We start from the raw sequence: 978 nt of genomic DNA on the forward strand, positions 1-978 counted from the left end.
TCGCCGCCGCCGAAAACCTCACACCTGTGACGCTCGAGCTCGGCGGCAAATGCCCCGTTCTGATCACTCCCGACGCCGACCTCGACGAGGCGGCGCGCCCCCTTCTCGGCCGTGCGGCTCCAGGCCGTCACCTCGAAGCCGGCGCCTAGCAGGCGCCGCGCCATCGGCGCGCCCATCAGGCCGACGCCAAGGAAACCGATGCTGGGTCGCGCGGGCGTCATCTGAAGGGCTCCCGGTAAGGCCTCTCAGCGCGTACCGCCCCGGCTCGCCGCGCGCAACGTGAACGTGAAGGCTGCCTGCCCGCCGCGCCGCCCTAGATGGCCGCGTCCGCCCTGCTCCCGCGTCTCAAGAGCCGCCGACCATGATCGCCTTCCGTCCCGCGTGGCTGACCCTGTGCGCCCTCCTGGCGATCGCGTCTGCGACCGCCGTGCCCGCCGGGCCGGACCGGGTGGAGGACCTGCTGGGGCGGATGACGCTCGAGGAGAAGGCCGGGCAGCTCAACATGATCTCGGCCTTGCCGGAGGACGATCCGAAGGCCGCCGAGGTGCGCGACGAGATCGCCGTGGGCCGCGCGGGAAGCCTGTTCAACGTCCACGGCGCCGACGCCGCGCGTGCGGCGCAGGACGCCGCCGGACGCAGCCGCCTCGGCGTGCCTTTGCTCCTGGCGTTCGACGCCATCCATGGCTACCGGACGATCTTCCCGACGCCGCTCGGCCAGGCGGCGAGCTGGGACATGGAGCTGATCCGCCGGGCCGAACGGATCACCGCGACGGAGGCGGCGGCGGACGGCGTCAACGTGATCTTCGCGCCGATGCTCGACGTGACGCGCGACGCCCGCTGGGGCCGGGCCGGCGAGGGGCCGGGGACGACAAGAGCGTGGCCGGCTATTTCCAGCAGGAGGGCTACGGCGTCGTGGGCGTCTTCTCGTTCCAGAAGTAGCGCAGCGTGTCGACGCCCACGACGCCGTAGCCCTCCTGC

The 978-nt window shown here is 72.6% G+C and carries 2 protein-coding genes and 2 pseudogenes; 2 read left to right on the forward strand and 2 right to left on the reverse strand.

Annotated features, from left to right (window positions below):
* The first annotated feature begins 26 nt into the window (after positions 1-26).
* The gene (locus ACIKT0_RS19025) at positions 27-149 is read left to right on the forward strand and encodes a hypothetical protein (RefSeq protein ID WP_407106855.1); all 123 of its coding nucleotides are present in this window, start codon (positions 27-29) and stop codon (positions 147-149) included.
* On the opposite strand, the pseudogene ACIKT0_RS19030 reads toward ACIKT0_RS19025, so the two are convergent.
* Positions 96-221, reverse strand: a pseudogene (locus ACIKT0_RS19030) (NAD(P)-binding domain-containing protein); the annotation flags it as partial. The gene ACIKT0_RS19025 and the pseudogene ACIKT0_RS19030 overlap by 54 nt on opposite strands.
* Positions 222-502: 281 nt before the next feature.
* Between ACIKT0_RS19030 and ACIKT0_RS19035 the strand changes: the two are divergent.
* A pseudogene (locus tag ACIKT0_RS19035) lies at positions 503-802 on the forward strand (glycoside hydrolase family 3 N-terminal domain-containing protein); the annotation flags it as partial.
* A gap of 100 nt (positions 803-902) precedes the next feature.
* Here the strand turns inward: ACIKT0_RS19035 and ACIKT0_RS19040 are convergent.
* Positions 903-959, reverse strand: a complete 57-nt coding sequence (locus tag ACIKT0_RS19040) for an AcvB/VirJ family lysyl-phosphatidylglycerol hydrolase (protein WP_407106856.1) — start codon at positions 957-959, stop codon at positions 903-905.
* Positions 960-978: the final 19 nt, after the last annotated feature.

It is taken from the genome of Hansschlegelia beijingensis (assembly GCF_045505405.1).
GTDB classification, from domain to species: domain Bacteria; phylum Pseudomonadota; class Alphaproteobacteria; order Rhizobiales; family Methylopilaceae; genus Methylopila; species Methylopila beijingensis_A.